At 63.1% G+C, this 26,927-nt stretch carries 23 protein-coding genes; 22 read left to right on the top strand and 1 reads right to left on the bottom strand.

Annotation, left to right across the window (positions count from 1 at the left end; translation table 11 throughout):
* The gene (locus AC1DPF_RS11270) at nt 1-480 is read right to left on the bottom strand and encodes a very short patch repair endonuclease (RefSeq protein ID WP_477961345.1); all 480 of its coding nucleotides are present in this window, start codon (nt 478-480) and stop codon (nt 1-3) included.
* A 79-nt stretch (nt 481-559) separates the two neighbouring features.
* Between AC1DPF_RS11270 and AC1DPF_RS11275 the strand changes: the two genes are divergently transcribed.
* The 22 genes from AC1DPF_RS11275 to AC1DPF_RS11380 all read left to right on the top strand — a co-directional run bounded on the left by AC1DPF_RS11275 (nt 560) and on the right by AC1DPF_RS11380 (nt 26,914).
* Nucleotides 560-2,170 (top strand): DNA cytosine methyltransferase, encoded by a 1,611-nt coding sequence (locus AC1DPF_RS11275; protein ID WP_477961347.1) that lies wholly within the window; start codon nt 560-562, stop codon nt 2,168-2,170.
* Nucleotides 2,160-3,668: an ATP-binding protein gene (locus AC1DPF_RS11280; RefSeq protein ID WP_477961349.1), complete on the top strand. Its 1,509-nt coding sequence runs from the start codon at nt 2,160-2,162 to the stop codon at nt 3,666-3,668. Before AC1DPF_RS11275 ends, AC1DPF_RS11280 begins: the two co-directional genes overlap by 11 nt.
* Before the next feature lie 22 nt (nt 3,669-3,690).
* A complete protein-coding gene (locus AC1DPF_RS11285; protein ID WP_477961351.1) occupies nt 3,691-6,423 on the top strand; it encodes a Z1 domain-containing protein in 2,733 nt (910 codons plus the stop codon).
* On the top strand, nt 6,420-7,433 hold the full coding sequence (locus AC1DPF_RS11290) for a PD-(D/E)XK motif protein (RefSeq protein WP_477961353.1): 1,014 nt from the start codon (nt 6,420-6,422) through the stop codon (nt 7,431-7,433). Before AC1DPF_RS11285 ends, AC1DPF_RS11290 begins: the two co-directional genes overlap by 4 nt.
* Nucleotides 7,426-9,468 (top strand): AIPR family protein, encoded by a 2,043-nt coding sequence (locus AC1DPF_RS11295; protein WP_477961355.1) that lies wholly within the window; start codon nt 7,426-7,428, stop codon nt 9,466-9,468. Before AC1DPF_RS11290 ends, AC1DPF_RS11295 begins: the two co-directional genes overlap by 8 nt.
* 28 nt (nt 9,469-9,496) lie before the next feature.
* Nucleotides 9,497-11,302 carry a hypothetical protein gene (locus tag AC1DPF_RS11300; RefSeq protein WP_477961357.1) on the top strand — a complete coding sequence of 602 codons (1,806 nt, stop codon included), beginning with the start codon at nt 9,497-9,499 and terminating at the stop codon, nt 11,300-11,302.
* Between the two features lie 73 nt (nt 11,303-11,375).
* Nucleotides 11,376-13,427, top strand: coding sequence for a conjugal transfer protein TraG (locus AC1DPF_RS11305; RefSeq protein ID WP_477961359.1), 2,052 nt, complete (start codon nt 11,376-11,378; stop codon nt 13,425-13,427).
* A gap of 2 nt (nt 13,428-13,429) precedes the next feature.
* The gene (locus AC1DPF_RS11310) at nt 13,430-13,831 is read left to right on the top strand and encodes a CopG family transcriptional regulator (protein ID WP_477961361.1); all 402 of its coding nucleotides are present in this window, start codon (nt 13,430-13,432) and stop codon (nt 13,829-13,831) included.
* Nucleotides 13,828-14,817 (top strand): P-type conjugative transfer ATPase TrbB, encoded by a 990-nt coding sequence (trbB, locus tag AC1DPF_RS11315; RefSeq protein WP_477961362.1) that lies wholly within the window; start codon nt 13,828-13,830, stop codon nt 14,815-14,817. Before AC1DPF_RS11310 ends, trbB begins: the two co-directional genes overlap by 4 nt.
* Nucleotides 14,814-15,155 (top strand): TrbC/VirB2 family type IV secretion system protein, encoded by a 342-nt coding sequence (locus AC1DPF_RS11320; RefSeq protein WP_477961364.1) that lies wholly within the window; start codon nt 14,814-14,816, stop codon nt 15,153-15,155. Before trbB ends, AC1DPF_RS11320 begins: the two co-directional genes overlap by 4 nt.
* Nucleotides 15,152-15,424 (top strand): VirB3 family type IV secretion system protein, encoded by a 273-nt coding sequence (locus AC1DPF_RS11325; RefSeq protein ID WP_150289992.1) that lies wholly within the window; start codon nt 15,152-15,154, stop codon nt 15,422-15,424. The genes AC1DPF_RS11320 and AC1DPF_RS11325 overlap by 4 nt, the downstream gene beginning before the upstream one ends.
* Nucleotides 15,418-17,856 (top strand): conjugal transfer protein TrbE, encoded by a 2,439-nt coding sequence (trbE, locus tag AC1DPF_RS11330; protein WP_477961367.1) that lies wholly within the window; start codon nt 15,418-15,420, stop codon nt 17,854-17,856. The genes AC1DPF_RS11325 and trbE overlap by 7 nt, the downstream gene beginning before the upstream one ends.
* Before the next feature lie 5 nt (nt 17,857-17,861).
* On the top strand, nt 17,862-18,608 hold the full coding sequence (trbJ, locus tag AC1DPF_RS11335) for a P-type conjugative transfer protein TrbJ (RefSeq protein WP_477961369.1): 747 nt from the start codon (nt 17,862-17,864) through the stop codon (nt 18,606-18,608).
* 114 nt (nt 18,609-18,722) lie between these two features.
* Nucleotides 18,723-20,027: a P-type conjugative transfer protein TrbL gene (trbL, locus tag AC1DPF_RS11340; RefSeq protein WP_477961371.1), complete on the top strand. Its 1,305-nt coding sequence runs from the start codon at nt 18,723-18,725 to the stop codon at nt 20,025-20,027.
* Nucleotides 20,024-20,836, top strand: a complete 813-nt coding sequence (trbF, locus tag AC1DPF_RS11345) for a conjugal transfer protein TrbF (protein WP_477961373.1) — start codon at nt 20,024-20,026, stop codon at nt 20,834-20,836. The genes trbL and trbF overlap by 4 nt, the downstream gene beginning before the upstream one ends.
* A gap of 161 nt (nt 20,837-20,997) precedes the next feature.
* The gene (trbG, locus tag AC1DPF_RS11350; protein ID WP_477961375.1) at nt 20,998-21,765 is read left to right on the top strand and encodes a P-type conjugative transfer protein TrbG; all 768 of its coding nucleotides are present in this window, start codon (nt 20,998-21,000) and stop codon (nt 21,763-21,765) included.
* Nucleotides 21,762-22,952 carry a TraB/TrbI/VirB10 family type IV secretion system protein gene (locus tag AC1DPF_RS11355; protein ID WP_477961377.1) on the top strand — a complete coding sequence of 397 codons (1,191 nt, stop codon included), beginning with the start codon at nt 21,762-21,764 and terminating at the stop codon, nt 22,950-22,952. The genes trbG and AC1DPF_RS11355 overlap by 4 nt, the downstream gene beginning before the upstream one ends.
* A 9-nt stretch (nt 22,953-22,961) precedes the next feature.
* Nucleotides 22,962-23,180 (top strand): DUF2274 domain-containing protein, encoded by a 219-nt coding sequence (locus AC1DPF_RS11360; RefSeq protein ID WP_477961379.1) that lies wholly within the window; start codon nt 22,962-22,964, stop codon nt 23,178-23,180.
* Nucleotides 23,177-23,398 (top strand): helix-turn-helix transcriptional regulator, encoded by a 222-nt coding sequence (locus AC1DPF_RS11365; protein ID WP_477961381.1) that lies wholly within the window; start codon nt 23,177-23,179, stop codon nt 23,396-23,398. Before AC1DPF_RS11360 ends, AC1DPF_RS11365 begins: the two co-directional genes overlap by 4 nt.
* A gap of 269 nt (nt 23,399-23,667) precedes the next feature.
* Nucleotides 23,668-24,540: an ABC-three component system protein gene (locus AC1DPF_RS11370; RefSeq protein WP_477961383.1), complete on the top strand. Its 873-nt coding sequence runs from the start codon at nt 23,668-23,670 to the stop codon at nt 24,538-24,540.
* A complete protein-coding gene (locus AC1DPF_RS11375) occupies nt 24,528-25,037 on the top strand; it encodes an ABC-three component system middle component 2 (protein WP_477961385.1) in 510 nt (169 codons plus the stop codon). Before AC1DPF_RS11370 ends, AC1DPF_RS11375 begins: the two co-directional genes overlap by 13 nt.
* Entirely contained in the window at nt 25,034-26,914 is a 1,881-nt protein-coding gene (locus AC1DPF_RS11380; RefSeq protein ID WP_477961387.1) for a hypothetical protein, read from the top strand. Before AC1DPF_RS11375 ends, AC1DPF_RS11380 begins: the two co-directional genes overlap by 4 nt.
* The last annotated feature ends 13 nt before the right edge of the window (nt 26,915-26,927 follow it).

The following is a 26,927-nucleotide window of genomic DNA, read 5'->3' on the forward strand; positions in this document are numbered from 1 at the left end:
TCAGGGCTGGTCGGCTTTTGTGGTCGGCATTCGCGGGCGAATGATGCCGGTGTCGAGGTCTTCCAGGCCATTCCGCACCCAGTCGACGATCCCCGCGGCGGTCATTTCGAACCGGTCGCCTCGAAGGGCGCACTCCCAGACCGTCGCCGTCCGCCAGCCGAGCGCATGAAATGCGGCAAGCACTTCGGTGTCGCGCTTCACATTCCGGGCAAATTTCGCACTCCAGAATTCCCCGTTTGTCGAAGGTGAGGTGCACCAGTGACATCCCTCGTGTCTGTGCCAGAAACAGCCATGCACGAGGATGGCAGCTCTTCTCGCTGGGAAGGCGATGTCGGGGCGGCCGGGCAGATCGGAAGCATGCAAGCGATATCGAAGCCCGGCTCGATGCAGGAACCCGCGCAGTGCGACCTCCGGCTTCGTATCCTTTCCGCGGATGCCGGCCATCATCCTCGATCGGGTTGCGCGATCAACTACATCCATCGTGGACCCGAGCCTGTCATTTCGCTGCGGAGATGATATTCATCAGCCCTTTGCCTGTGAGTTCGAAAGCGTATGATTCTTGCCAACATATTCGGTCGTTGACATTTTTGCAGGTCCCGGGGGACTGGCCGAGGGATTTTCAAGCGTTCCTGGGGCAGACGGCGCTCGGGCGTTCCACATCGCTCTGTCAATCGAGAAGGAAGCAGCCGCCCATTCGACTCTGCAGCTGCGCAGCTTTCTGCGCCAGTTCGGCGATGCGCTTCCCGACGCCTATTACCGGTACATCAACGACGGAGGCGATGAGCCTGACTGGGCAGCGCTCTTTCCCAAGCAATGGTCGGCTGCAATCGACGAAGCCTGGAAACTGGAGCTGGGCGACGAGGATCCCGAGACCCGACTGAACCCGAGGCTGGACGAGATCCGCGCCGAAAGCGGCGGCAACGTCATCCTCATCGGGGGGCCACCGTGCCAAGCCTACTCGCTGGTCGGTCGCGCCCGCAATCAGGGAAAGGAGGGATATGTCGCCAGCGAGGACGGTCGGCATTTCCTCTATCAGGAATATATCCGAATCCTCGATCGGCTCAGGCCGGCCGCATTCGTCATGGAGAACGTCAAGGGTATGCTCTCGTCCTCGGTCGACGGGCATAACCGCATCTTCGATCAGGTGCTCCGCGATCTGCGGGGCGAGCGCGAGGATGGACAATCATACCGGCTGATCGCGCTCGATCCGAGATCGCGCCGACAGCTGGACCTGGGCAGGCTCGAGCCGACGGCGTCCGACTTCATCGTGCGCGCGGAGGATTTCGGCGTTCCGCAGGCACGGCATCGCGTCATCGTCGTCGGGCTCCGGTCCGATCTCGCCGACGGCGTTCCAGACTCCTCGCTTGCGGACCTGATGGTTCGACACAGTCTGACGACCAAGGTGGGCCATGTTCTCGACGGGATGCCAAAACTCCGCAGCGGACTGAGCCGCGGCATCGACAGCAAGGACGAGTGGAAACAGATCGTGAGTGTCGCAATGGCGTTCGTCGCCGACATGGACACCGGTCTGCCCGATCACGAGCAGATCGAGTTCACCCAGCGGGCATCCGCATACCTTGCCTCCTTCAAAGGCCTGAACGATGTTCCTGCCCGCGAAGCTCGCGGCGTGGGTATCTCGTCCGACTGCCCAGCCGATCTTCGAGATTGGCTCACCGACTCCCGGCTCGAGACTCTTCCCAACCACGCGACACGCGGCCACATGGCGAGCGACCTCGCGCGCTATTTCTTCGCGGCGGTGTTTGCCGAAGTCGCAGGACGGTCTCCGAAGGCTTCGGACTACCCGGAAGAACTCGCACCGGAACATGAGAACTGGAATTCCGGAAAGTTCGCGGATCGCTTCCGAGTTCAGCTTTCAGGCGGTCCCTCGACGACGGTGACGAGCCACATATCGAAGGATGGCCATTATTTCATCCATCCCGATCCGCTGCAGTGCCGGAGCCTGTCGGTTCGGGAAGCTGCCCGGCTGCAGACGTTCCCGGACAACTATCTCTTCAAGGGAAACCGGACCCAGCAATATGTGCAGGTCGGCAACGCTGTTCCGCCCCTTCTGGCACGCTGGATCGGCGAGGCTCTGTGGACGATCCTTAACGCAAGGAATGCCGCCGCGCATGCGACAGCCGATACCAGAAGGCTGAACCGTGTCGGCTGACTATGATATCGCCAGCCCTGGTGCGGCGGAGCTGTTCGAATCCCTTCGGGCCTTCGGCTATGACCTCCCCACCGCTCTCGCCGACATCATCGACAACAGCATATCCGCTGAAGCGAAAAACATCTGGATCGACTTGCAGTGGGATGGTCAGGACTCCCGCGTCCTGATCCGCGACGACGGCAAGGGAATGACGGAGGACGCGCTTCGCCAGGCGATGAAGCCGGGAAGCCTCAGCCCTCTTGCGGACCGGGCGGCCAACGACCTCGGCAGGTTCGGCCTCGGCATGAAGACGGCGTCGATATCGCAATGTCGCTGCCTCACCGTACTCAGCAAGACCAAAGCGTCGGCGCCCGCGCTGCGTCGCTGGGATCTCGACTACATCGCCAACACCGGAACTGGCGAGTGGCGCCTGCTCAAGAAGATGGATCTTCTCAGTGCGGAAGACCATGCGCTGCTCGCTCCACAAAAGAGCGGCACGATCCTGTTCTGGGATCGCCTAGATACGCTCGTCGGTAGTGCGGGAAGTGACGACGAGATTGCCCAGAAGCATTTTCGCGAGCGCGCGGATGCGGTGAAGCACCACCTGTCGATGGTGTTCCATCGATTCCTCAAAGGGCGGGGCTCGATCAAGATCCACATGAACGGCCGCGAAATCGAGCCGTGGGATCCGTTTCTGGAGGACGTCGACTTCACCGATCCCCAGACGGCCGAACTGCTCGTCGCCGACGGTGAAAAGGTCGAGGTCAAGCCGTTCATCCTGCCGCATCACAGCAGGATCACAGCCGATCAGCATCAGGCGGCTGCGGGACCGAAGGGCTGGAACGCGCATCAGGGGTTTTACATCTATCGCAATCGTCGCCTGCTGGTCGCGGGCGACTGGCTTGGCCTGGGAATGCAGAAGGAGGAGCATTTCAAGCTCGCGCGCATCCGCATCGACCTTGCGAATTCCGCTGACCTTCAGTGGCAGATCGACGTGAAGAAGTCGCGGGCGCGGCCGCCCGCGGCACTTCGGCGCGACCTGCAGCGCATTGCGCGGACCGCGCGCGCCCGAGCTTCAAGCATCTACCGACACCGCGGCAAGGTCATTCAGCGGCAGCTCGGCGATAAGGAGGCGTTCCTGTGGACGCATCTGACCAAGCATGGAAAGTCGTTCTACAAGATCAACCGGGATCATCCGCTCGTCCGCAAGGTGCTCGATGGTGCTGAGGAGCGCGCGCCGCTCCAGGCGCTGTTCAGTCTGATCGAGCAGACCATCCCGGCGCCATTGATTGTCATCAACAATGCCGAGATGCCGGACGCCTTCGGGCAACCCTTCGAAGGAGCCGCCTCGGAGCTGAGGAAGGCGATGGAAGCCGTCTTCGATGCAATGGTCGAAGGCGGACGCGACAAGGCGGAGGCTGCCAGGGCATTGCTTGCCATGGAGCCGTTCAACAATCATCCGGAAATTGTGACGGCCTTTCTGGATGAGGTTGCCCGCGCGGCAGCAGCAAAACGATAAGACATACCTCGGGGGGAAAGTGATGGCGGGCGGAATACCGGAACAGCTGCTGAACAGTGCATATGGCACTGCGAACTCGCTGCTCGAACTTGAAACCCGCATCACGCAGGAGGCCCTAGAGCGCACCGTCGATCTGGTGATCGCTATGCCGCCCTATCGCGATGTCGATCGCACTCGTCTTCTGCGGAAGCTCGAAGCGAAGAACAATACCCTGGTCGGCGGCTACTCGATCATCGACGACAAGGAGTTCAGTGCCTGGGTCAAGGTCGCGAGGGAAAAGCATCCGTTCGCGTTCTGGGAGCGGTATCGGCACTGGATGGATCGGGGCAAGGGCCTGGCCTCCGGCCCGCTGGTTCAGCTCGACCGGATGACGGACGACATTCTCGATCGGCTTCGCGACCCGGAGACGGCCGGAAGCTGGGACCGTCGCGGACTCGTGGTCGGCGACGTCCAGTCCGGCAAGACCGGGAACTATACCGGACTCATCTGCAAGGCTGTCGATGCCGGCTTCCCGCTCGTCATCGTGCTGGCGGGGGTTCACAACAGTCTACGAAGCCAGACCCAGCTTCGCCTTGACGAGGGTTTCCTCGGTTTCGACACCCGGTTGAGCCTTCTCGCGGAGGACCAGGAAAACCAGCGCATCGGTGCCGGCAAGATGCCGAGCGCGCCGTTCCTCGTTGCACATTCCCTCACCAGCAGCGCCGATGGAGGTGACTTCAAGGCTGCGACCGCAAACGGCACCCGGCTGATACCCGGCGGTCGCGATCCGATCATTCTCGTCGTGAAGAAGCGCGTCAGCATTCTCGAGAACCTGATCGCCTGGGTGCAGTCGGTTCGTGCCGTGGATGATCCGACGACACCCGGCGGCAAGATTGTCCGCGACGTGCCGATGCTCGTCATCGACGACGAGGCCGACAACGCGTCGGCCAATACCAACGAGTTCCGTAATGATGACGGAACGATCGACGAGGACGCCGATCCAACCAAGACCAATCTCCTGATCCGCCGGCTGCTCGTTTCGTTCGAGAAGAGCGCCTATGTCGGCTATACGGCGACACCGTTCGCCAACGTGTTCATCCACCATGAGGCGAAGCACAAGATCGGGGGTCCCGATCTCTTCCCGCGCAGTTTCATCATCAACCTGCCGGCGCCGTCCAACTACATTGGTCCCGAGAAGGTGTTCGGCATCAATCGTCCTGGAGCTGACGGGGAGGCAAAGGGCCTTCCCATCATCCGTCGCATCACTGACGCGACGGCGATCTTTCCGCCCGGTCACAAGATGGACCTTCCCGTTACCGACCTCCCGGATTCCCTCAAGGAAGCGATGCTCGCCTTCATCCTGGTGTGTGCCGCCCGCCGCGTGCGCGGCGACGTCAATGTGGACAATTCCATGCTGGTCCACGTCACCCGGCTCGTTGCCGTGCAGGACAAGGTCGCGGGCCTCGTCGACGACCATCTCGTCGATGTCGTGCGACAGCTTGAGTTTCCCGGCACCGGCGGGTCAGCGCTGGCCGATCTTCAGGCATTGTGGAGGAAGGAATTCGCCGCGAAGTCGGCAATTCTTCAGGCGGCCCTGTCGGATCACGATCTGCCGCCGGTGGAGTGGAAGGACATCAAGAAGCAGCTGTTCGACGCTGCAACCAGGATCCGAGTCCGCCGCGTCAACGGCTCGGCGAAGGACGCTCTCGACTATTCCGATCACCCCGGCGGTCTGTCGGTGATCGCGATCGGCGGCGACAAGCTCTCACGAGGCCTCACGCTAGAAGGCCTGTCGATCAGCTACTTCATCCGCACGTCCAAGATGTACGACACGCTGATGCAGATGGGTCGGTGGTTCGGCTATCGGCCCAGGTACGCCGACCTCTGCAGGCTCTACACCTCGCCGACTCTCGTCCGCTGGTACAGGCACATCGCGACAGCCACAGCGGAACTGCGCGAGGAGTTCGATCTGGCCTTCAACACCGGACAGACGCCGCTCCAGTTCGGTCACCGCGTCCGGACCCATCCGGACGGTCTTCTGATCACCGCGGCAAACAAGATGCGCGCCGGCTCCCGCGTTCGGGCAGGGTTCTCGGGAACGATCTCCGAAACCGTGTCCTTCGAGCAGGCGCAGGCGCAGCCCAACTTCAACGCCTTTTCCGACTTTCTGGACCGGTTGCCGAAGCAGGAGGGCCAAGGTCGCCAGCAGTGGGACGATGTCGATGGAAGCGATGTCGTCACGCTTCTTCGTCAGATCGAGACCTCTCGGGACTCTTGGAAGGCGAATGCCCGCGCCCTCGCCGAATATGTGTCGAACCGGGTAGCAGCGGGTAGGCTGGGAAAATGGACGGTGGTGCTTGCAGGCAACGGGCGATCGAAGGTTTCCCGGAAGGTCGGTCCGTACACCGTGACCCTGACCGATCGCGAACCCGACAAGCAGGACGGCAAGGTCACGATCGGCCGTCTCGTCAGTCCGGCCGACGAATCCGTCGATCTCGATCGGGCTGCACAGACGAGAGCCATGGAGCAGACCGTAGCCGCATGGGAAAAGAAGCCGGATCCGAAGCGGGATCGACCTCAGACCGCCAGCGGTCCTTTCATTCGCCGGCAGCGAAGTCCGAACCGAGGTCTGCTTATCATCTATCCCATCGACGCGGGTCTGCCGGATGATCTTCCGTTGATGGGTTTCGCCGTGAGCTTTCCCTTCGACGAAGACGCCCCGCTCGTCGATTATGCCGAGAACAGCGTGAAGCAGTTGGAAAGTCTCTTCGAATGACGCCCGAGCGCATGATCGAGGCATGGCGGAGCCTCGGCGAGGAGCCGACTCAGCCCAGCGGAGTGCAGCGTGTGCGCCTCGACACCGAAGCTGCTGCCGATGTCTTTGCGTGTCTCTTCTGGCCCAGCGGGCGCCCGGGCCTGCTCATCGAAGGCGACGGCGCGTATCGTCCGGCGGGAGATCGCATCCCGGCCTGCCGGGGCGTTCGCACCGTCCACGAGGTAATCGCGACACCGAACGAGCGTACGGTTCTCCGCGTGATGCTCGAAGACGATCGGTTGCTCGACATCTTCGCCGTACTCTCGGCGGACCTCATCGACGCCGCCATCGGGGAGACAACCGTCGCGGCTGCCCTTCGAAGGTGCATCGATCGCCTGTGCCTCTGGCAGGGCCTGTTCGAGCGCGTACCCGCCGAAGGCCTCTCGGACGAACAGCAGCGAGGAATGCTCGGGGAACTTCTCATCCTCGAAACGCTGCTGCTGCCTCGACTGGATGCGCTGGCGGCCGTGACGGCGTGGGTGGGACCAGACCCGGCGCACCAGGATTTCATTCACGGCGGTGCCGCGGTCGAAGTGAAGACCAGCCTCGCCAAACGACACGCGCGCATCATCATCGCAAACGAGAAGCAGCTCGACGAGCGTCCCCACAACTCGCTCGTCCTGGCCCATCTCAGGCTGGACGAAAGCGCCAGTCTCGGAGAATCGCTGCCGGTCGTGGTCGCCCGCGTCAGGCAGCTGCTTGCGAGCGATCCAGCCGCCTCGCGGCTGTTCGACGATCGGCTGATGCTCGGCAGCTACCTCGATGTCCATGCGCCAATCTATCTTCCGAACCGGTGGCGCCTGTCCTCGTCACGCTTCTTCCGCGTTGAAGGCGAATTCCCTCGACTGACGGAGGCGAACCTCCCACCGGGTGTCGGCGACATCCATTATTCGATCATAGCTGACGATCTCGGCCCGTTCGAAATCACTGCCGCTGACGCCTCAGCTCTTCTGGAGGTCGTGGATGGCTGAGATCGACGATCTTCAGACCTACGCCGTCAACATCCTTCAGGACGTGATTGCGCGCGCCGATGCCGCCGAGGACGGCGCGATGCGCGCCGAAGCCTTCGCTGAACTCATGTTCGAGCACCTGGCCGACGCAGGCGAGATCGACGACGGCGTCCCCTGTCCGGTCGAGGGCCGCGGCATTCGCTGCTCGGGATATTTCCTTTCCGAGGACAATGATCGGCTCGATCTGTTTCTTGTCGTCCCACGGCTAGACGGCACCGCCAGCACCGTCCCGAAGGCGGACATCGATGCTGCGTTCCGACGTGTGGGCAGTTATCTCGAAAAGGCGCTCGGCGGACTGCACAAGGAACGTGAGGAGGCCCTCAAGGGCTACGACATGACGCGGGCTGTCTGGGAAGCCCGCAACGATCTCAGTCATGTGCGGCTCTTCGTCATCACCGACGGGCTCGCAAGCATCGACCAGATCGAGAGCTTCATGATCGGTCCGATCGAAGTCTCGAGTCACCTCTGGGATCTGCGCCGACTTCATCGCGCGGTATCGAGCGGTGCCAATCGCGAACCCATCCACGTCGACTTCCCGAAACTCGGCGGTGCCGTCCGCTGCCTCGTCGCGAGCCCGCCCGGAAGCGGATATCGCTGCCTGATGGCCGTGCTGCCTGGGAACCTGCTTGTGGAAATGTATCGCCAGCATGGGCCGAGACTGCTCGAACGGAACGTCCGGAGCTTTCTCCAGCTCAAAGGCAAGGTGAATCAGGGGATTCGCAATACGATCATCGACGAGCCGCAGATGTTCCTCGCCTTCAACAACGGCCTGTCCGTTACGGCGACTGGACTGAAAATCGTCGATCATGGCGACGGCACGGCTGATCTTCTGTCCGCTGACGACTTCCAGATCGTGAACGGCGGTCAGACGACCGGCTCGATCTTTCGAGCCTGGCGGAAGGACAAGATCGATGCGAGTCTCCTCCAGGTTCCCGTCAAGATCACCGAGATTCTGAGTGACGGCGACGTCGAGGAGATCGCTCCGCGCATTTCCCAATCGGCGAACAATCAGAACAAGGTCAACATGGCCGACTTCTCGTCGAACCATCCGTTTCATAGAAAGATGCAGGAGCTATCCCGTTCGATCTGGGCTCCGCCGCTCAGCGGGATGCAGCGCCAGACCCGCTGGTTCTACGAACGTGCAAGGGGTCAGTATCACGATGCCCTTGCCGAGAACCCGACCGAGGCCGAGCGGCGCAAGTGGGAACTCATCCACCCTCGCAACCAGCTCATCACGAAGACAGATCTCGCCAAGTATGAACAGACATGGTCGCAGCTGCCGCACATCGTCAGCAGGCATGGCCAGAAGAACTACCTCGACTTCATGTTCGCGCTCGACCAGCGCGGGACGTTCGAACCCGATGAGCGATATTTCGAGCGGTGCGTCGCTCGTGCGATCCTGTTCAAGCAGGCGGAGAAGATCGTCTCCCGCCAGAAGCTCGGCGGGCACCGGGCGCAGATCGTGACCTACCTGCTGGCCTGGCTGTCCCATCATACCGCCAAGCGGGTGGACCTGGACGCAATATGGTCTGCACAGTCCATCTCGCCGGCGCTTGCGGCGTTCATCGAGATACTGAGCGTCCATGCTCAGGAATATCTGACGGCGGCACCGGGCAACCAGGATGTCGGCGAGTGGAGCAAGAAAGAGGCATGCTGGGAGGGGTTTCGACAGATATCGATCGAGATTCCTGCTGACGTCGAGGCGGGCCTCCTTTCGAGAGATCGAGCACATTCGGCGGGATCGACAAGCGTGCTCGAGGAACAGACCAGCGAGGCTGAGAGCGAGCAGGTCGATCGCGTTGCGGAAGTGCCCTCCCAGACGTGGTTCGACCTGGCGGCGTGGGCAAAGGACACGCAGACACTTCAGCCGTGGCAGCGTTCGCTCTCGTTCAGCCTTGGGCGCCTGGCAGGAGCAGGGAAGAAGCCGACGCGAAAACAGGCCGTGCATGGCGAGAAGATAATCGAGGAGGCCCGGTCGCTCGGTTTCCGAGGATGAGCGTCAGGCAAGCGGTCAGGGGCCTGCCATGACAACGGTTCTCAACGATTTCTTCGAGGCGTTGAACGAGCAGGAACGAAAGTTCACTCCCGTTCTGGCGGCGGACAATCTCGGTATCATGCTCCGTGCGGCCGTGAACGAGCTCGACTGGTACCATTACAACCTCTCGCGCGAGGCTGAACCGACCAGCGAGCAGCATGAACAGTTCTACCTGTTGCACATCGGACTTTCGCGTCTGATCAAACTCGCCCTCGAAGCCCGGTCAGCGTTCGATGTACCGACGGTTTCCTACGTGCGTGATCCGAGCATATCCGTTCCCATTCTCGAGATCGCCGGTGGGCTGGGGATGATCGAACATGGTCGCCGGGTTGCCCAGACGGCGATGGCGGGGATCGGCTCGGTCGAGAAGTTGGGGGAGCGAAGCTTCGCGATCACACTACCAGCGTCATTGCCCGACGATGAAGCCCAGGAACGCTCGGTGTCCGAACACTACAGAGCAGTCGCCAACGACGAGCTCGCGCGAAAGATGGAATCCAGGCTCGGTAGGGAGATGGCCGACGAGTCTCGCTCACTGCTGTCCGAACTCGTCTACCCGTTCATGACACATTTCATCGGATACGACGCTCATCCGACGCTCGACAGCTACTTCTTCGGCATTGCAGCCCACCGTTTGAGGGCCGCAGACGGCTATGATGCGTTCCACCATTCGATCCGTTTCGGCGGCATCACGTTCCTGAAGTACAAGCTGGCGCTGACCTTCCTCATTTCCATGGCGATCCGGCATGAACAGTTCGCCGAAGCGCTGGCGGCGAAGGACGTCGGCGTCCGCCTGGAGAATGTTCTCACCGTCTCTGCCGAGACAGCGCCCTTCGTCTCCGACATGTGCGAGGCGATCAACTATTTTGGCAGCGTGCTTGAAGGTTTCGAGGAGACGACCCTCGACGAGGCACGCCTGATGTTTTCCGTCCTTTCGGTAGGTCGTTCCAGCACAGGTCGGCTCGATCGGCCAGGTTGTGCGCTTCCACTCCTGATCCAGTGTTCGGACCACGATGTCATCCGCTGCCAGACCGGGGCTCAAACGAGCCCGATGCAGTTCCTCCTCGATTCCCTGCGTCATCATTTTCCGCGCGAATATGATCAGCACCAGCGCACGCGCGAACGGGCGATGCAGACCGCTGCCAAGCGCATTCTCGATGATGTCTGTGCGGGCCTCGAGTACCGGGAGAACGTCAACATCAGGCTCGATGGCAAGCTCCTGACTGATGTCGACCTCGCCGTTATCGAGCCCGCGACAGGGTCGATCCTGCTCGTCCAGCTCAAGCATCAGGATATATACGGAATGGATGTCCATTCCGGACATCTTCGGGCCACACGGCTGAAGGCGCAGGTCCAGCGCTGGCTTGCGTCGGTCGCGAAGTGGGTTTCGAGCGTCGGTGAGCCCGGGGTCCGAGCAAGCCTTCAGCTCGGCAGGGCCTTTCCCACTATGACCACGTTTCGCGTGGTTATCACCCGCCACTACAGTTTCCCTTTGAAGGACGTCGAGGCCGAGGAGGACATGGCCTTCGGCAACTGGAACCAGTTCTTCAACGCGAGCTTGCTGGCCAAGCAGGAGAAGGCCCAGCCAAGTCTGGCGGACGTCGTCCGGATGCTGAAGCTCAGCCAGGAAGCCGGCGGCACACAGGAGCATCTCGAGGAACCGCGAAGCCTCTGGGTCATCGACGACATGAGGTTCACGATCGAACAGGAGCCGGCGGGGAGGGATGCAGCCAGCTTGATCAGGTCCGGTGATCCAGATTCGCCAGACACGTCCTCGGTGGCACCGGACAGCATCTGAGCAAGACGGACTCGATCGGCAATTTTAGGCCCGAGGCTCGCAGGGACTGATTCCCACGCGGGCGGAGGCCCGCATGACCCCGACCAAACTGCTCATCGGACAGATCATAGTGGTGTTCRCCATCGTTTTGGCGGGCGTCTGGTTTGCAACGCAATGGGCTGCGGCAGAACTGGCCTATCAGCCCGAGCTAGGCCGGCCGTGGTTCATCGCGTTCGGTTATCCGGTCTACCTGCCCTGGTCCCTGTTCAGCTGGTGGTTCTCGTTCGAGGCTTACGCCCCGACCCTGTTCGAGGAAGCAGGGGCGATCGCCGCCACGAGCGGTCTCGTCGGATGCGCAGCCGCTATCTTCGGGTCGCTGTGGCGTGCGCGCCAGCGAAACAACCTCACCACCTACGGTTCGGCGCGCTGGGCCGATGCGAGTGACATTCGCCGGGCCGGGCTGCTCACGGAATCCGGCGTTTTTCTAGGCCGCACGGGTCCCCGCTATCTCCGTCATGACGGTCCCGAGCACATCATGGCCTTCGCGCCGACCCGGAGCGGCAAGGGTGTCGGCCTCGTCGTTCCAACGCTACTTGGCTGGTCAGGCTCGGCGGTCATTCACGACATCAAGGGTGAGAACTGGCAGCTGACCGCCGGCTGGCGCCAGCGCTTCTCGCACTGCCTGCTCTTCAATCCCACCGACGCCCGCTCGGCCCGCTACAATCCATTGCTCGAAGTTCGCCGCGGGACCGATGAGGTGCGCGACGTCCAGAACATCGCCGACATCCTCGTCGATCCCGAAGGCGCGCTCGAACGCCGCAATCACTGGGAGAAGACCAGCCACTCGCTACTGGTCGGCGCCATCCTGCACATTCTCTACGCCGAGGAGGACAAGACGCTCGCCCGCGTAGCGTCCTTCCTGTCCGACCCGCAACGGCCGTTCACCGCCACGCTGCGGCGGATGATGACCACCAACCATCTCGGCACGACGGACGCGCCGGTCGTCCACCCGGTTGTCGCATCGGCGGCGCGCGAAGTGCTCAACAAGTCCGAGAACGAGCGCTCCGGCGTGCTGTCGACGGCCATGTCGTTCCTGGGTCTCTACCGCGACCCGACCGTCGCGACCGTCACGTCGCGGTGCGACTGGCGCATCGCCGATCTGGTCGAGGGCAAATCGCCGGTCTCGCTCTTTCTGGTCGTGCCGCCATCGGACATCAGCCGCACCAAGCCGCTGATCCGTCTCGTGCTCAACCAGATCGGCCGCCGGCTGACCGAGCATCTGCAGTCCGAGAACGGCGCCAATGCCGCCGCCCGCCACAAGCTGCTCATGATGCTCGACGAGTTCCCCGCGCTCGGCCGTCTGGACTTCTTCGAGACCAGCCTCGCCTTTCTCGCCGGCTATGGTGTGCGTGCCTTTCTGATCGCGCAGAGCCTCAACCAGATCGAGAAGGCCTATGGCGAGCACAACGCCATCCTCGACAACTGCCATGTCCGCGTCGCCTTCGCGACCAATGACGAGCGGACCGCAAAGCGCATCTCCGATGCCCTCGGCACCGCCACCGAACAGCGCGCCATGCGCAACTATGCCGGCCACAGACTCGCACCGTGGCTCGCGCACGTCATGGTCAGCCGGCAGGAAACCGCCCGCGCCTTATTGACACCGGGCGAAGTGATGCAGCTCCCGGCGACGGACGAGCTGGTGCTCGTGGCCGGAACGCCTCCGATCCGTGCCAGCAAGCTGCGCTACCATGAAGACAGCACGTTCAAGATGCGGGTGCTGCCGCCGCCCGTGCTCGCGGGCGGCGACTATGCCGACCGACCAGCTGCGCGGACGGACGACTGGGCCGGGATCATCCGCGGCATCGATGCACGCCTTGGCGCAACCACCGAAGGTGACAGCGACGATGTTGCCGGTGGTCTCGAGCAGGCCCGGCATCCAGGTCACGAAATCGACCGACCGGTGTCGCCCGATACGATCAGCGCCGACCCGCTCGGCCTTGGTGAAGACGATGGCGATCTCGCCGCGGACCAGCGCGAAATGGACCAGGCCCGAGCGCTCGGCACGGCGCGCACCGTCTATGCGATCGACGCGGGCGCCGATGGTTCCGACGGGCACCGGCCCGGCGACCTGCAGCTGGACCTCTGATCATGGTCGAGAAGATCCGCCACCAGCTTTTTCTGCCCAAGCCGGTCAGTGACCGTCTCGAGGCGCTCGCGGCGAAGCCCGGTGCATCCAAATCGGCGATCCTGACCGATGCCGTCACGGCCTGGCTCAACCGGCGCGGTGCCTCCGAGCTGGAGGATCGCTTCGGCATCAGGCTCGATCGCCTTACCGCCGCGCTCGGCCGGCTCGAGCGCGACGGTCATGTTCAGATCGAAACGTTGGCCCTGTTCGTCCGATACGAGCTGGCAATTCACGCGCCGCTTGCGGAGAACGATCATGCCGGCCGCGCCATCGCCGCCAAGCGGTTCGAGGCCTTCATCGCACAAGTCGGCCGACAGATAGCTGCCGGCCGCCGAACGATCAGCGCCACGGAGCCCGGCCAATGACCGGCGGCATTTCCGCGGACCGTCGGCGCGCGATGCTGCGCACGGCGATGGGGCCGGCAATTGCCGAAGCGCTAGCCGATCCCCGCGTCATCGAGATCATGGTCAATCCCGACGGGGCGCTGCGCCTGGACAGGCTCGGCGAGGGTCGAACCGACACCGAGGTTCGTATGGAGGCCGCGCAGGTCGAACGGATCATCCGGCTCGTCGCCTCGCACGCGCGCGCCGAAGTGCATGGCGATGCCCCGATCGTTTCGGCCGAACTGCCACCTCATGTCGAGGGTCGCGCTGGCGAGCGGTTCGAGGGTGTGCTTCCGCCCGTATCGACTGCGCCCTGCTTTTCGATCCGCAAGCCTGCCGAGCGACTCTACAGCCTCGACGACTATGTGAGCGACGGCATCATGACGCAGGCGGCTGCCGATCGGCTGAAGGCCTGCGTCACCCAGCGCTACAACATCCTGGTCGCCGGCGGCACGAGCTCGGGCAAGACCACGCTCGCCAACGCCTTGCTCGCCGAAATGGCCTGGGTCGATGAGCGCGTGATCCTGATCGAGGATACGCGGGAGCTGCAAAGCCCGGCGCCTGACACGGTCGCGCTGCGCACGCGGCCGGGCATCGTCACGATGGCCGACCTCGTCCGTTCGACGCTGCGTCTCCGCCCCGATCGCATCATCGTCGGAGAGGTGCGCGGTCCCGAAGCGCTCGACATGCTGAAGGCTTGGAACACTGGCCATCCCGGCGGCATCGCCACCGTCCATGCCAATAGCGCGATTTCCGCGCTCTACCGGATCGAGGGCCTTGTTCAGGAGGCTGTAGTCACCGTTCCGCGGCGCCTGATCGCTGAGGCGATCGACATCATCGTCTTCATCTCCGGACGCGGCCTCCAGCGCCGCATCTCGCAGATCGCGCGTGTCGCCGGGCTCGATCCCGACACCGGCGCCTACGCGCTCGCCGACCTCCTCAACTTAGCCAACCCCCAAGGAGAATGACCATGCAGCTTGCCAAGATTCCGTCTCGCGGATCGACCTTCCTCATTGGTGCCGCCATCGGCCTTACACTCGCCATCGCTCCTGCCGCGCAGGCGGCGGGCTCGGGCATGCCATGGGAACAGCCGCTCCAGCAGGTTCTGGAATCGGTCCAGGGACCGGTCGCGAAGATCGTAGCGGTCATTGTCATCATCGTCACCGGCCTGACGCTGGCGTTCGGCGAGAGCAGCGGCGGCTTCCGCCGCCTCATCCAGATCGTGTTCGGCCTATCGATCGCGTTCGCCGCGTCGAGCTTCTTCCTCAGCTTCTTCAGCTTCGGCGGTGGGGCGCTGATCGCGTGATCGGCGCCGGCCAACACCTCGAAGGCTTCGAGGCTCCCATCCACGGGAGCCTCGGTTCGCCGATCCTGCTCGGCGGCGCACCGCGCGGCCTGGCGATCGTGAACGGGACGTTAGCGGCGGCCGTCGGCCTCGGGCTCCAGCAATGGATCGCCGGTCTCGTGCTCTGGGCGGTCGGCCACAGCATCGCTGTCTTTGCCGCGCGCCGCGACCCGGATTTCGCCCCCGTGCTGATCCGTCATCTCCGCCAGAAAGGCTATCTCGCGTGCTGAACCTCGCCGAATATCGTCACCGGCCCGACCGGCTGGCGGACCATCTTCCATGGGCAGCGCTGGTCGCGCCTGGCGTCATCCTCAACAAGGATGGCAGCTTCCAGCGGACACTGCGCTTCCGAGGGCCCGACCTGGAATCCGCCACCGAGGGCGAACTGATCTCGGCCTGCGCCCGAGCCAACAATGTCCTCAAGCGGTTCGGGACGGGCTGGGCGCTGTTCTTCGAAGCCGAGCGCCGCGAGGCATCTGCCTACCCCGACAGCGGATTTCCGGATGCCGCATCCTGGCTGGTCGACCAGGAACGCCGCGCAGCCTTCCTCGGCGAAGGCGAACACTATGAGAGCCGCTACCATTTGACGCTGACCTGGCTGCCGACGGCGGACAGCGCCGAGGCGGCAGGCCGTTCGCTGGTCGAGCGGCCCGATGCCGACAAGGGCCGCGACTGGCACGGAGCGCTGACCGGCTTCATCGCCGAAAGCGATCGCGCGCTAGATCTGTTCGCAAGCTTCATGCCCGAGGTCCGCGCCCTCGATGACTCCGAGACGCTGACCTTCCTGCATGGCACTATCTCCAATCGCCCGCATCGTGTCGCGGTCCCGGAGACACCGGTCTATCTCGACGCGCTGCTCGTCGACACACCGCTGACTGGCGGGCTGGAGCCGCGGCTCGGCGGCGCCCATCTTCGCACACTGACGGTGCTCGGCTTCCCAAGCATGAGCCGGCCGGGAATCCTCGATGTGCTCAACCATCAGGACTTCGGCTATCGCTGGGTCACGCGCTTTCTCGCGCTCGACAAGAGCGACGCCACCAAAGCGCTGACCAAGCTGCGGCGGCAGTGGTTCAACAAGCGCAAGTCGATCACCGCGCTCCTGCGCGAGATCATGTACAATCAGCCATCGCAGCTGCTCGACACCGACGCCGACAACAAGGTCGTCGATGCCGACCTCGCGCTTCAGGTCCTGGGCGGCGACCACGTCGCGTTCGGCCACCTGACCACGACCATCACCGTCAGCGATAGTGACCGCGCCGGCGTCGAAGACAAGGTCCGGCGGGTCGAGCGGATCGTCAATGGGCTCGGCTTCACGACGATACGAGAAGGCGTCAATGCGGTCGAGGCGTGGCTGTCGTCGCTGCCCGGTCAGGTATACGCAAACGTCCGGCAGCCGCTGGTCCACACGCTGAACCTCGCACATCTGATGCCGCTGTCGTCGGTCTGGGCCGGACCAGTCCGCAACGCCCATCTCGACGGTCCTCCGTTGCTCCATGGAAGCACGGCCGGTTCTACTCCGTTCCGCCTGTCGACGCATGTCGGCGACGTCGGGCACATGCTGGTGGTCGGGCCGACCGGCGCCGGCAAATCGGTTCTGCTCGCGCTGATTGCTCTTCAGTTCCGGCGCTATGCGGGCTCTCAGGTCTATATCTTCGACAAAGGGTTTTCCGCGCGGGCGGCCGTGCTGGCGATGGGCGGCGCTCACCACGCGCTCGGACTCGGTGCCGATGCCGGTGAGACGCTGGCGTTCCAGCCTTTGCGCAGGATCGACGATGCCACCGAGCGAAGCTGGGCGGCGGAATGGATCGCGGCGCTGCTCGCGCACGAGAAGGTCCTCGTCACGCCGGAGGTGAAGGATGCCGTCTGGTCGGCGCTCGGCAGCCTCGCATCTGCGCCGCCGGAGGAACGCACCCTTACCGGGCTGACCCTGCTCCTCCAATCGAATGCGCTTCGCACCGCGCTTGGCGCCTACACGCTCGACGGACCCTATGGGCGGCTGCTCGACGCGGCCGAGCAGCATCTCGCATTCGCCGATGTCCAGTGCTTCGAGACCGAGGCGCTGATGGGCCAAGCCGGCGTCGTGGCGCCCGTGCTGACCTATCTCTTCCACCGGCTGGAAGAGCGGTTCGATGGCCGGCCCACCCTGCTGGTGCTCGACGAGGCCTGGATATTCCTCGACCATCCGCTGTTTGCGGCGCGCATCCGCGAGTGGCTGAAGGTGCTGCGCAAGAAGAACGTCGCGGTATTGTTCGCGACGCAGAGCCTCGCCGACATCGCGTCGAGCAGTATTGCGCCGGCCATCATCGAGAGCTGCCCACAGCGGATCCTGCTGCCCAATGATCGCGCGATCGAGCCGCAGAGTCGCGAGGCCTATGAGCGGTTCGGACTGAACGATCGCCAGATCGAGCTGGTCAGCCGCGCCACGCCAAAGCGGCAATATTATCTGCAGTCTGCGCGCGGCAATCGACTGTTCGAACTGGGCCTTGGTCCGGTCGCGCTGGCCCTGTGCGGCGCGTCCGACCCTGCCACGCAATCGCGGATCGACGCGATGATCGCGGAAGACGGCCTCTCGGATTTCGCGGCCCGCTTCCTTGGCGATGCCGGCCTCGACTGGGCCGCCGACCTGCTCGCCGATTTTCCCGTCCCCCAAGCAAAGGAGTAAATGTGATGCGTTTCCTCACCCGAAAATATCTGATCGCGAGCGCGCTATGTCTCGGGACCGCAGGCTCGCTCGCCATGGGCCTGGCCATGACAACTACGCCTGCCCACGCGCAGCTGACGGTGTTCGACCCGAGTAACTACAGCCAGAACATCCTGACGGCTGCCCGGACGCTCACCCAGATCAACAACCAGATCCAGTCGCTGCAGAATCAGGCGCGAAGCCTGCTCAATCAGGCGAAGAACCTGACCACGATCGATTTCCCCGAGCTGCAGGCGCTGACTCAGACGCTGCAGCAGGTCGATCGCCTGATGGGACAAGCCCAGGGCGTCCGGCTCCAGGTCTCCGGCCTCGACCAGCAATTCCACCAGCTCTTCCCGCAGAGCTTCGGCCAGGCATTGCGGATGAACGATCAGGTTGTGGCTGCGCGCTCTCGCCTCGACACCGCCATGACCGCCTACCAGCACACGATGACCGTGCAGGCGCAGGTCGCCGAGAACGTCGCGGCCGATGCCCAGACCTTGTCTTCGCTGGTCGCGAAGAGCCAAGGCGCCGAGGGGTCCTTGCAGGCGCAGCAGGCCACCAACCAGCTGCTCGCGCTCAGCGCCAAGCAGCAGTTCCAGATCCAGAACATGATGGCCGCCCAGTATCGCGCCGAGACGATCGAACGCGCGCGGCAGGCGCAGGCGCAGATCGATGCGCAGGCAGCGACCAAGAAGTTCCTCGGTTCCGGCACCGCCTACACCCCCCGATAGGCGCGCCGGAGGGCGGCGACGGTCCGCCTCCCGTCGTCGTCCGCCGCGGGGCGGGGCTTCGCTCCCCCGGCCTCGCCCCGCGGCCTCTTTCACTTCGCTGAGGAACTAACCGCCGTGAATGATCTCAATGTCATCGACCGCTTCATGCAGGCGTTCATCACCTACATCGACGCCGGCTTCGGATTGCTCGGCGGCGACGTCCACTTCCTGACCGTGACGTTGATCGGCATCGACATCACGCTGGCCGGACTCTTCTGGGCGATGGGCGGCGACGACAATGTGATCGGCCGTTTCCTCAAGAAGATCCTCTACATCGGCGCGTTCGCCTTCATCCTGAACAGCTTCTCGACCCTCGCCGACATCATCTTCCGCTCGTTCGCACAGGCCGGCCTGACCGCGGGCGGCGGCACATTATCGGCAGCGGACCTCCTCAAGCCCGGCCGCCTCGCAGGCACGGGGTTCTCCGCCGCGTGGCCGCTGCTTCAGCAGGTGTCCGAGCTGACGGGCTTCGTCAGCTTCTTTGATAATTTCCTGACAATCGCCGTGCTGCTTTTCGCCTGGGCGATCGTGATCATCACCTTCTTCATCCTCGCAGTGCAGATGTTCGTCACGATCATCGAGTTCAAACTGACTTCGCTGGCCGGCTTCATCCTCGTGCCCTTCGCGCTCTGGAATCGGACCAGCTTCCTAGCCGAACGCGTCCTCGGCAACGTCGTGTCGTCCGGCATCAAGGTGATGGTGCTCGCGGTCATCGTCGGCATCGGATCGAATTTCTTCACCGAGTTCACGTCCGCGCTGCAGGGCCAGGAGCCCGATATCAACCAGGCACTGAGCCTGATGCTCGCCAGCCTCACCATGTTCGGTCTCGGCATTTTCGGGCCCAGCATTGCTTCGGGACTCGTCGCGGGCGCTCCCCAACTCGGGGCCGGTGCCGCGCTCGGAACGACCGTCGGCGCGGCGGGGATCACGATGCTTGCAGGCGGCGCAGCGGTTGGCGGGGCGCGCGCACTTGGCGGCGCGGCACTCGGCGCGGTGCGGGCCGGAACCTCGATGGGGTCGGCAGCCTCGACCGCCTACACGCTGGGCAAGGAAACCGCGTCGTCACCGACGATGGCGGCTGGCCTTGGCGGCGTGGCGCGTGCCGCTGGCAATGCCGCCCGCGAGCGCGCCTCGAGCGCGCTCGGCCTGGGCGAAGCCGCTTCGCAGGGTCGCGCGGCGGCATGGAATGCCCTCAACCGCAGCGGCCGGGCCGAAGCAGCGTCATCGGTCGACCCCGACGGCACGCCGGCCTGGGCACGCGCCATGCGCGGCCAGCAGACCGCCCGACATCACCGCCAGATCGCGCTGCACACCTTGCAGCAGGGTGATCGCGGCGGCGCCTCTGCCACCCCCGATATCAAGGAAAGGGACGATCGATGATCTTCAAACGCGCCGTCCAGCGTTACGGACGAACCCCGGAGCCGGCGACGCCGTACCAGCGTGCCGGGCAGGTCTGGGATGAGCGGATCGGTTCCGCTCGCGTGCAAGCGCGCAATTGGCGCCTGATGGCATTCGGGTGCCTTGCCCTCTCAGGTGGTCTCTCGTCAGGTCTCGTCTGGCAGTCGGTGCAGAGCCGCATCACCCCCTATGTCGTGGAGGTCGACCGGCTCGGCGAGGCGCGCGCCGTCTCGGAAGCAGAAGCGGGCTACCATCCAACCGATCCGCAGATCGCGTGGCACCTGTCGCGATTTATCGCGAACGTCCGCGGCCGATCGCTCGATCCGGTACTGGTTCGCCAGGACTGGCTCGAAGCGTATGATTTCACCACCAAGCGCGGCGCGCAGTTTCTCGGCGACTATGCCCGAACCGCCGATCCATTTGCCAATATCGGCGAGCGGACGGTGTCGGTTCAGGTGACAAGCGTGGTGCGCGCGTCCGACCGGTCCTTCCAGGTCAAATGGACCGAGACCGCCTACGAGCGCGGCGCGCAGTCGGGCACGCAGCGCTGGACGGCGATTCTGACCGTCGTGATGCGGGCGCCTACCGATGCGGACACGCTCCGGAAGAACCCGCTTGGTGTCTATGTCGATGCGGTCGACTGGAGCCGGGAACTCGATCCTCCCGCGCAGTCGCGCCCGACACCGTCGCCTGCTGCCGTGCCGCCTGTCCCGGCAGGCCTGCCGCTCGGCTCTCCCCTCGATCCCAATCTCGCTGCTCCCACGCAGCCCGCCCAGGAGTCACGCCCATGAAATTCGTTCTCGCAGCGTCCGCCCTCGCGATCATCGCGGCGTCAGCGCAGGCCCAGACCACGACAGCTCAACCAGCACCGGGGCCCGTTGCGGTTGCCAAGGCGCCGCCAGCGCCGAAGCAGCAAACTCGGCGAGCGATCGCCCGGAAGCGGGTTAGCCCGATGGTGGCGCGTGTCGCTGCGGCCAATCGCGCAGCCACGCTGGAGCCTCAGGCGCAAGGGTTCGTGAATGCGGTCCAGGTCTTCCCGTTTAGCGAGGGCACGATCTACCAAGTCTACACCGCGCCCGGGGCCGTCACTGACATAGCCTTGCAGCCCGGCGAAAATCTTGTGGCGGTGGCAGCCGGCGATACAGTCCGGTGGGTCATCGGCGACACCACGAGCGGCATCGGCGCAGAAAAGCGAACGCACATCCTGGTGAAGCCATTCGCCTCCGGTCTCGCGACCAACCTTGTCGTGACGACCGAGCGGCGGAGCTACCACCTCCAACTCACCGCAACGTCGCGCACCGCGATGGCCGCCTTGTCATGGACCTATCCAGCTGAACAGTTGATCGCCCTGCGCCGCGCCGCCGACCAGGCTGCGGCTGCGGCCCCGATCTCCGAGGGGCTGGCGGTCGATAGCCTCCATTTCAACTATGCGATTAGTGGCGACGCGCCCGCATGGCGGCCCCTTCGTGCGTTCGACGACGGCCAGCAGACCTTTGTCGAGTTCCCCGCCAGCATCGCCGTCGGCGACGCGCCACCACTGTTCGTTGTCGGGCCGACTGGCGAGGCCGAGCTCGTCAATTATCGTGTCCGCGGCCGGTTCTATGTCGTCGACCGTATCTTCGACGTGGCCGAGCTCAGGCTCGGCACCAAAAAGCAGCAGGTTGTCCGGATCGCGCGCGTCGGTGACGGCACCCCCTCGAGAAAGGGGAAGCGCTCATGAGCGAGCCATCCATCTCTCCCGCCACGAAGCTCGATCCCGAGACGTTGGCGATCCGGACGAAGCCGGCGCGCGCGATACGCTTCCGTCGCGGCGTGATCATCGCCGTTGCAGCGCTCGGATCCGTCAGCCTGGTTGTCGTTGCATGGATCGCGCTGAAACCGCGTGTGTTCAGCGCGGTCGCGGATCGTCAGGAACTGTCGGAGCCGAGCAATCGTCCGTCGACTGACGCATTGAACGGCTTGCCCGCAACCTATGGCGATACCCCGAAGCTCGGCCCACCGCTGCCCGGTGACCTGGGCAGGCCAATCCTCGAAAGCCAGCGTCGCATGGCAACGGAAACCGGGGTTGGCAATGATCCGTCGGGTCAGTCGGAGGCGCAAGAAAGGGAGCGGCGGCTGTCGGAATTGAGGGCCGCTCGCCAGTCCGGGGTGTTGGTGCAAGGTCGCACCGCCACATCGCCGCTCGCGGCCGACGCCGCGGCAACGCCGGCGGTCCCAGCGCCCGAGGCTTCGGGGCCGACGCTTGATCCGGATCGGGACCCCAACGCTCAGGGGCGCAAGGCCCAGTTTGTCGGCACGCTCGATCGCTCAGGCGACATCAATCCGCACACGCTAGCGGCAGCACCGTCGCCCTACCTGCTTTCGGCGGGCAGCGTCATCTCGGCGAGCCTGATCACCGGCCTACGCTCCGATTTGCCGGGGCTCGTGACGGCGCAAGTAACGAGCCAGGTGTTCGACAGCCCCACCGGGCGCATCTTGCTCATACCGCAAGGGTCTCGGCTCATCGGCAGCTACGACAGCGTCGTGGCATTTGGCCAGAAACGCGCGCTGATCGTTTGGCAGCGCATCATGCTTCCGGACGGCAGCTCGCTCCGGATCGACAATGTCCCGGCCACTGACGCGTCGGGCTATGCCGGGTTGCAGGACAAGGTCGATTTCCACACCAGGGCGCTCCTCAAGGGCGTCGCACTTTCGACATTGCTCGGCGTCGGCTCGCAGCTGACGGTCACGGGCGAGAGCGATCTCGTTCAGGCAATCCGGGAATCGACGCAGCAGAACGTGTCGCGCGCGGGCGATCAGCTCACATCCCGCAACCTCAATATCCAGCCGACGATCACGATCCGGCCCGGCGCGACCGTGAGGATGGTCGTCCACAAAGACCTTATTCTAGCGCCTTGGCGCGGATAGGAGCAATCGATGCCTGAGCTAAAATTGGGGAGGCTGCCCGACCGTACACCGGTCAAGTTGGCCATCGCCGTCACCCCAGACCTACACCAGAGGCTTCAGGAGTATGCCGCCTTGTACGCCGAGGTTTATGGTCGTGAGGAAACCATCACCGAGCTGGTGCCGGCGATGTTGGCAGCATTCCTTGAGAGCGATCGTAGCTTCGTTCGCGGCCGATCGGCCGGGAAATGAGCACCGAGCCAGAACTCCCCGATCGTTTCGTCAAGCTCGACGAGGTCAAGCGCCGGGTCGGCCTTGGCAAGTCGATGATCTACCGTCTGATCCAGGAAGGGAAATTTCCGGCGCCATACAAACTTTCACCGCTGGCATCCCGTTGGAGCGACCGAGAGATCGTGGCTTGGATCAACGACGTGAAGGATGGTTTCGAAGGCAAGAGGCGCAAGGTCTGACAGGGTCTTCCGCTCGCGGTAGTCGGCGGCGCAATCGCTTCGGCTTCGATAACGGCACGATTGTCCGCTTCACACAGAAAGATTGGCAGTCCCTTCCGCAGGAGCTACCCTTTCACGGGGAGGGATGTGATTTGGGGGTTGGCGCCACAGACTACGCAGCGCGAATATACGCACTGAATGATAGCGATCTGGAACGGCTCACGGATGATTGGGTCGCGTCAATGAGATCGCGCTATCCTGACAGCGATCGGTTTTCCGGTGCGGGAGACATGGGGCGCGACGTTGTGGGCTATCACACATCCGCTCGATTTGATGGACCTTGGGATAATTACCAGTGCAAGCAACTCAGGAAAGCACTCGGCGAACCTGAGTTTATCCGCGAACTAGGTAAGATATTTTTCCATAGCGCAGCGGGGCACTTCGGTGTCCCAACACATTTCTGTTTCGTCGCACCGAAGGGAGCTGTGCGGGCTGTCCGGAACCTCATAGGTCACCCCAGCAAGATCGGACCGCGCCTGATTGAGCAATGGGACATTTGGTGTGCCGACGATCTGGTAGATGGCGAGCATCATTCCCTATCGGATGAGGTGCGAGCGCTCATCGATGCATTCGATTTCCAGAAAGTGACGCTTTTCGAAGCAGGCAAACTGGTGAGAACCGATGCAATGAAGCCAGTGCTGGTGAAGTGGTTTGACGCTGATCCCGGCGATGCTCCGATCGGAAGCGTCCCAGAAGCAATGCAGCCGGAGGAGGCTGCCTATGTGGCGCAGCTCCTGACTGCCTATCACGAGCAGGGCGCCCCACCCTACGCCACTGGCGACGAAGCGCTTGTCGACACCGAATTCGGTCCACACTTCCGTGTCCAACGGGAGCGCTTCTTCGATGCTGCTGCCTTCAAGCGCTATTATCGGGACAGCACAGAGCCGGTCGTTCTCGCGACGTTCGAGAAGGACATCTTTCACGGCGTATTCGACACACACGGACTGGTTCACACCGACACCATGACGAAAATCGCAGCCGTGATGAGTGAGGCCAAGAGTGTTTCGGTTTCAGGCGTACTCGGAAAATACGCGAGGGTGCCGGTAAAGCAGGGTGTCTGTCATCACTTCGCTAATGACGGTGTCCTCCCGTGGGTGAAGTGATTTCGGCGGCACCGAGCGAGGTGCCTCTTTTCAACAGCCCGCTTGAGACGGGCTTGCGTACCCTTGTAGTGCTCGATGCCTTCCATCCCCGCTCATGCACCATCAGCGAACTGACTTGGTTCGATCACCTCGTGGTTCATACCGCCGATGTAGAAGGCCCCGACAGTTTGCACCCAGATCTGCCATCGCGAACGGGCGAGCTTCTCGTGCGCCGTCAATTGGTAGATGAGGGTGTGCGCTTGCTGCTGAATGCAGACCTGATCTCCCTCGTGGATGGAGAAGATGGAGTACGTTACGTCGCCGGGGAAGAGGCCCCGTCGTTCATCGATCTTATGGAGGCCTCTTATTGCGAGCGCCTGAAATCGTGCGCGGCTTGGCTAGCCAAGCGATTCAGCGCTCTCCCTGAAGAAGAGCTGAGAAGCATTGTTCATCAACGCCTCGGACGTTGGACGCTCGAGTTCCAGGGCGAAGGCACACTCCACGAGCCTTCAGCATGATTAAACGGATAATATTTCGCCATTTGTCATTCTCCGGCACGGCGAAACCTGTGAGCACGCTCTCATTCGCTGATGGAACTAACGTCGTTTATGGCGCCTCCAACACCGGCAAGTCCTTCACGCTTGCCGCGCTGCAATTCATGTTAGGAAAGTCGACGCCGCTTCCGGTGATCGAACAGTTAGACGGGTACGAGGCGGTACTGCTTGGCGTTGACATCCCCTCGATGGGGCCAGTCACGCTCTATCGCGGCATTCAGGGCGCTGGATTCAGGCTTTACGAGGGTCTCCACCACGAACCGCCGCAAGATGTGCCATTCCAAGTGCTGGATGCTGAATATGACGCACGGGCCGAGAACATCACCAGCGTCATCCTCGGCGCTTTAGGACTGGGCGGAAAGTTTGTAGTCAAGAACGAGAACGGCGAGAAAAACAGTGTCACGCTGCGCTCGCTCRATCCCTTCACATTCGTCGACGAGGGCTCGATCATAGACGCCCGGAGTCCTATACTCTCCGGGCAATACACCAGTGCGACCGCGGAAAAGAACCTCTTCCGTCTGCTTCTGACTGGGCGAGACGATGCCGCGATTGTAGCGGTTGTGCCGGCTAAAATCCGAAAGGCTCGGCAAGAAGGCCAGAGGGAACTGCTGGAAGACTGGATCGCATCGCTGGATGCTCAGATCGACGCGATCGGCATTTCTCGCGAGCAACTCGCTGATCAAGACAAGAGAATCGAGGCCTCCCTCACCACCATCCAGGGCGATCTTGCCAAGCGCCAACGCAGAATCGACGAGGTCACGCGAGAACGTCGCCGCATGATCGACGAATCAGATCGATCAGCTGCCCAGGCGCGCGAGATTGATCTAACGCTGGCGCGCTTCGCGCGGCTCATGGAGGTCTATGAGTCCGACGTCGAGCGCCTCGAAGCCCTTGAGCAAGGCGGCCATTTGCTACTCGCGCGGCTTGATCGCCCTTGTCCGCTTTGTGGTGCCGATTCTGAGCATCAACATCATCACGGCCAGAGGGATGTCGAGCGTTCACGGGTGGCTGCCCGCGTCGAAATTTCACGCATCGATCGAGAACGCCGCGACCTCGTCGCAACGATGAACGCGCTTAGTTCGGACTTTACTTCCAACCTCGAAAACGCGGAGCGCGTCCGAAGGCGGATGGCAGCCGCGGAGCGGATTCTTGGCTCTCTTCGCCCCGAAGAATCTGGCCTTCGAGAGGAATACGAGCGGAGGATCGAGGCCCGGGATACCATTCGGGATCGCCTGAAGCTGTTCGAGGAACGCGACCGCCTAGCGGTTCAACTTTCCCAGGTCACTACAACCCAAACTGCAGCCAAGCCGAAGCTGGTAGTCGGTATCGACGGTCCGACCGGCCACGATTTTGCCAGCAAGGTTTCGGAGGTGCTCACAGCCTGGAAATTCCCAGGCAACCCCGTCGTGTCGTTCGACGGGCAAACCCAAGATATCCGGCTCGACGGCAAGGAACGGGGTGCAAACGGCAAGGGCGTTCGCGCTATTCTTCATTCTGCCTTTAAGGTCGCTGTTCTGCTCTACTGTCAGGACAACGACCTGCCGCATCCTGGAGTGTTGGCACTGGACACACCTCTCCTCACCTATAGGGAGCCGATCCGAGTGCCCCGCCACGGCGCGCTTGCACCCGACGAAAAGAAACTAGCGGCCACGACGCTCTACGAGCACTTCTACCTTCACTTGGCGAGTCTCAGCGGGCGGGCGCAGTTCATTATTCTCGAGAATAGCGATCCACCCAGCGATCTCGTGGATCGACTTTCAGTGCAAACCTTCACTGGGGATCTGGCGGATGGGCGCAGCGGGTTGCTTCCGCCTGCTGATGCTTCACCCGCCTCATCTTAAACCGAAATTCTTG

The organism is Rhizorhabdus sp. P4_G6, from assembly GCF_056401045.1.